Here is a 4,514-nt window from a genome sequence, read left to right on the forward strand (position 1 = left end):
CTATAGCAATTACAAATTATGTCTATAATGTGACATCTTTTCATCCTCATTTCATGACAAACAAAAAACGTAAGCTGTACACTTACGTTTTCCCCCAATTGATGTAGGCTGATAACCATCGGCAATGCCTACCACTAATTCAAATTTCACTTTATCCATTCACTTTTTCTGCTTGCCAAAAATATTCACCAAATGCCTTAGCAAGTGCATCAATTGATCGATTTAATTCTTCCTCTGTATTATCTACCCCGCCAACTTCAATTAATATCGCTTGTCCTGATAGGTCTTGATTGTAGACTCCATTTCCTGTTTGGAATCCTTTTTGAATTACACCACGGCTCATTCCCGGATATTTCTTACTAATCGTCTCATGTAACGCAGTTGCTAATTGTAAGTTTTTTTCATAGTTTTTGTTACCTTTCCCAATTACAAAAGCAAGCTTTGCATATGATTTATCTCCAATTGTTTTTGTCGTGACATTTTTCCGTGCACTATCACGGTGCAAATCGAAAAAATATTGGAGTTCTTTATTACCAGCCATCGCTTCTTGTACAATTTCTCGTGACAGTTTATAAGAACTATTACTATTTAATCCTTTACTTATTAATTTTTGACCAACATCAGTTTTATCGTTAGTAGCACCGATCCCTTCACTTTCTAACTGTTCTCGCAATCGATCGCCAACTATTGAAATATTCGTTACAGAACTCGTTGCTTTATTTGGATTTGGATCATTCGTTAAGTTAAGTAACGGCAAATAAGATTCCCAGCTATGTGAATGATAAATCAATGCAACTTGTCTTTTTCCAGTCGTTTGAGCTGGTTGTTTCTTCTCTTTATTCAGATCAGGCTTAGGAACTTGTCCAGCTTCTCCAGTCCGTTCCTTCACTACTTCTTCAAGAGGAACACTCGATTCTATCGGTAAGTTGGAATAATTTGTTCCTTCACCTGCTATAACGATTTCTGTATCATATTTCCCAAATCCCGGAAGTTCTTTCCCGACAAAACTACGTACATCATCAAAACGAATATTCGTAGCCATCGAAAAGAGGAATGAAGAAATAGAAAAGTCTTGATTCAAATTCCGGTACTCCTGTGTAAAATAATGATTCTCTTTCCCAATAACGTACATGTAACCATTCATTGATAACTCATTTAACCAATTATATAAATACGTTGACTTTGTCTCTTTCATGGAAGTTACCATTACACTAATAAGAAAGAAAGTCGCTAATACCGTAGTAATAATAAATATAATTAACTTGCGTACACTTGTTAATTTCACGTAAAAAAAGCCTCGATTCATACTATCACCCTCTCTATTTCAAGTTATGTACAAGCTCTAGAGAATAGACCGCTTAAATTCCGGCTATATTGTTAATGAGGTGAAATGAATTGAAGCTACTAATAGGAACATTACCAATCGTCTTATCATTTATTTTTTATTTGTTTGCTTTACATCCTAAAATTCGTATTGTGCTACATATTTCCGCATACTTAGCACTGTATGTACTCGGGACAATTATTTCTATTAATATATATGATGTTTTAATACAAAATTTAGTTTTCATGACAAGCATTCATGGAATTTTACTAAATCCACTTTTTCTACTTGCAGGAGCGTATATAGGGATATACACTTTGTACTTAATTTTGTCTCAAATTATTACGAAACTAATGAATTCCAAAAATGGAGTGTAACGAAATGCAGCCACCATTCATCTGTCATAAATGTAAAAAAAGAATAACGAGAAGGAAAGATCTTATTACCTCTACATGGCATTTCCGCTTTTATTTGTTTCATAACACTTGTTTCAAAAATCAGCAATTATTTGTCTCACGTTTTATTCCTATAAATACACTCTTTGGTTTCTTTCTTATTACATATGGGCTTATTGCTGGCAGCATTCTAATGTTCACGGAGCCCTCTATCAATTGGCTTATTTTTTTGCTTCCTATTTTATATCGGTTTCTTTCATATTATTACGTTGAACGTTTTTTCTGTAAATAACTAGTAGATTGACCTCTAGGAATGCTTAAACACTCCCATTCATTTTCTTTTAACATTTTACCAATGTAAATGATTTGTCCAATATGTAAAGCATAATGAGAAATTTGCCTTTCGATCGCTTGCATGACAGTGTGTTCTTCTCCACGAATGTATACTTTCTGCAAAATCTGCTCTGCTGTTAAAGTATCCATCGTTTTAAAAACATACTCCCACCCTTCTTGCCACGCAGCAAGCGCTTCTTGTTTTGAATTGTAGCCACCTTCAAATTCACCATCTCGGTTACGATCTATTTTTTCGCCATCAGACGTTAAAAATTCCGTCCATCTTGAACGCATATTACCATGCAAATGTTTCATTATAATCGCTATGCTATTTGTTTCTTCATGAGAAGACCATTGTATTTGTTCGTATGATAATTGAGAAAGTACCCGTTCTCCTTGTTGCTTTGTTGTTTTGAAATTAGAAATGGCACATTGTAAATATTCTCGTCCGATATCCATATTACCCCCTACCTTCACACTAACTAATTTTTGTTCCATTTGGCAGTTCCATATTAGGCTGAAGCAACACAACATCACCAGCTTCAGGAACTCCACCTAATACAAGCACTTCCGATTTAAATCCAGCTACACGCTTTGGCGGAAAATTTACAACAGCAACAATTTGCTGACCGATTAAGTCTTCTGGATTATATCTCTTCGTAATTTGAGCACTTGACTGCTTGACCCCAAGCTCCCCAAAATCAATTTCTAGTTTAATCGCTGGCACTCTCGCTTCTTTAAATTCCTCTGCCTGTGTTACTGTTCCAATTCTTACATCAAAAGTTAAAAAATCTTCAAAATTAGCCATTTTATCATTCCTCCCAATTATTACTTAGACAAAATACAAAAATCCCCTTTAAAAAAAGAAAGGCGCCTAAGCACCTTTCTTTTGTAATTCACTTAATTCATTTGATTTATAGAAGAAGAAACCGAGAATCCCGCCAATACATGATGGGATTAGCCATCCTATTCCTTCTTTATATAATGGTAACATTTGTAGCACATTAGAAATCGCATCAATTTTAATGTTCGCACTTTCTAAACCGTTAAAGAAACTAATTAACAACGCACCTAAAATAGCTCCAATATATATTGTATTACGCTTCCCTATCCATTTATGGAAATATGAAAGAACGATTAATACAATTGCAACTGGATAAATGATCATTAACACTGGTAATGTTACTGTGATTAATTGTGTTAACCCTAGGTTAGATACAATTAAACTAAATACACATACCATAGTTACAATCGTTTTATGCGAAAGTTTTGGGAATAAGTTTGTAAAGAAGCCAGCACACGCAGATGTTAATCCAACAGAAGTTGTTAAACAAGCGAGTATAATTACAAGTCCTAATAAAATTTTGCTACTTGTTCCATATAACTCATTTACAACATTCGTTAAAATAAGACCACCGTTCTCCGACACACCAAGTGATGTACTTGTAGATCCGAGATATGCAAGTGATAAATATATTAACGTTAAGCCTAATACAGCAATAATCCCTGATACAACTGTTATTTTTGCGATTTGTCCGCTCTCTTTTATCCCTTTTGAGCGAATAACTTGTACAACAACAATCCCAAACACAAGTGCACTAATCGCATCCATCGTTAAATATCCTTGAATAAATCCACCAAAGAAAGCATTCTCTTTATAAGCAGCTAAAGGTGCAGCCGGTTCTCCAATTGGATCAATAATTGCTTTTCCGACAATAACAGCAACAATCAATACTAACAATGGTGTAAGAAATTTCCCGAACCAATCCACTAATTTAGATGGATTTAATGATAAATACCACGTTATTCCGAAGAAAACTATAGTGAAAAGAAATAGCATGTACCACTCAGAAACCATTGTCTCTGATAGAAATGGCTTCATACCCATTTCAAATGAAACAGCTCCAGTACGCGGAATCGCGAAAAATGGTCCAATCGCTAAATAACTAATCAATGGGAAAATAAACGCAAATATAGGGTGAACTCTAGAAGATAGCGCTTTCAAGTCCCCCTCTACAAACGCGACAGCTGTTACAGCTAATAGGGGTAATCCGACTCCCGTTACAAGGAATCCAGTTGTAGCAATCCAAACATTTTCTCCTGCTTGTTGACCTAAAACTGGCGGGAAAATTAAATTTCCTGCCCCTAAAAATAGTGCAAATAACATTAAACCAATCGCTACCGTATCACCTGGCCTTAAACGTCCCTTCATGCTTTTCATTTGCATAGCACTTTTTCATTGTTTATATCTCTTTTCACAATATGCTATGCATCCTCCTCTCTGCTCAAGATGATAAAATATGCCCCTTACAAAGCAATGTCTTTCTCCATAATTTCTCCATTCCCCTTATTCTTACTCTAATTATTGATTTTTGATTTTTGATTTTTTAGAATATTCAAGTCATTAGAGTGTTATAACGTGGAGTTTAGTTGTCAGACCTCTTTGTTTTTATCACACATAT

At 34.8% G+C, this 4,514-nt stretch carries 6 protein-coding genes; 2 read left to right on the top strand and 4 right to left on the bottom strand.

Annotated elements, in window-relative coordinates; genetic code table 11:
- Positions 1-151: 151 nt before the first annotated feature.
- Entirely contained in the window at positions 152-1,306 is a 1,155-nt protein-coding gene (gene spoIIP / locus AB3X49_RS18225; RefSeq protein ID WP_367963841.1) for a stage II sporulation protein SpoIIP, read from the bottom strand.
- Between the two features lie 89 nt (positions 1,307-1,395).
- Between spoIIP and AB3X49_RS18230 the strand changes: the two genes are divergently transcribed.
- Both AB3X49_RS18230 and AB3X49_RS18235 read left to right on the top strand, forming a co-directional pair.
- Entirely contained in the window at positions 1,396-1,701 is a 306-nt protein-coding gene (locus AB3X49_RS18230; RefSeq protein WP_002127010.1) for a hypothetical protein, read from the top strand.
- A gap of 4 nt (positions 1,702-1,705) precedes the next feature.
- On the top strand, positions 1,706-2,011 hold the full coding sequence (locus AB3X49_RS18235; protein ID WP_078178819.1) for a permease: 306 nt from the start codon (positions 1,706-1,708) through the stop codon (positions 2,009-2,011).
- Here the strand turns inward: AB3X49_RS18235 and AB3X49_RS18240 are convergent.
- The 3 genes from AB3X49_RS18240 to brnQ4 all read right to left on the bottom strand — a co-directional run bounded on the left by AB3X49_RS18240 (position 1,984) and on the right by brnQ4 (position 4,264).
- The gene (locus AB3X49_RS18240) at positions 1,984-2,550 is read right to left on the bottom strand and encodes a DUF1572 domain-containing protein (protein WP_002135863.1); all 567 of its coding nucleotides are present in this window, start codon (positions 2,548-2,550) and stop codon (positions 1,984-1,986) included. The genes AB3X49_RS18235 and AB3X49_RS18240 overlap by 28 nt on opposite strands.
- A complete protein-coding gene (gene csaA, locus AB3X49_RS18245; RefSeq protein ID WP_001263027.1) occupies positions 2,531-2,860 on the bottom strand; it encodes a chaperone CsaA in 330 nt (109 codons plus the stop codon). The genes AB3X49_RS18240 and csaA overlap by 20 nt, the downstream gene beginning before the upstream one ends.
- Before the next feature lie 66 nt (positions 2,861-2,926).
- Positions 2,927-4,264: a branched-chain amino acid transport system II carrier protein BrnQ4 gene (gene brnQ4 / locus AB3X49_RS18250; protein WP_483298787.1), complete on the bottom strand. Its 1,338-nt coding sequence runs from the start codon at positions 4,262-4,264 to the stop codon at positions 2,927-2,929.
- Between the last annotated feature and the right edge of the window lie 250 nt (positions 4,265-4,514).

Source organism: Bacillus sp. C30, assembly GCF_040838255.1.
GTDB lineage: Bacteria > Bacillota > Bacilli > Bacillales > Bacillaceae_G > Bacillus_A > Bacillus_A mycoides.

Coding starts and splice junctions, on each gene's coding strand:
- csaA (WP_001263027.1), bottom strand. CDS start 2,860: ATGGCTAATTTTGAAGATTTTTTAACTTTTGATGTAAGAATTGGAACA.
- AB3X49_RS18240 (WP_002135863.1), bottom strand. CDS start 2,550: ATGGAACAAAAATTAGTTAGTGTGAAGGTAGGGGGTAATATGGATATC.
- brnQ4 (WP_483298787.1), bottom strand. CDS start 4,264: ATGAAGGGACGTTTAAGGCCAGGTGATACGGTAGCGATTGGTTTAATG.
- spoIIP (WP_367963841.1), bottom strand. CDS start 1,306: ATGAATCGAGGCTTTTTTTACGTGAAATTAACAAGTGTACGCAAGTTA.
- AB3X49_RS18235 (WP_078178819.1), top strand. CDS start 1,706: ATGCAGCCACCATTCATCTGTCATAAATGTAAAAAAAGAATAACGAGA.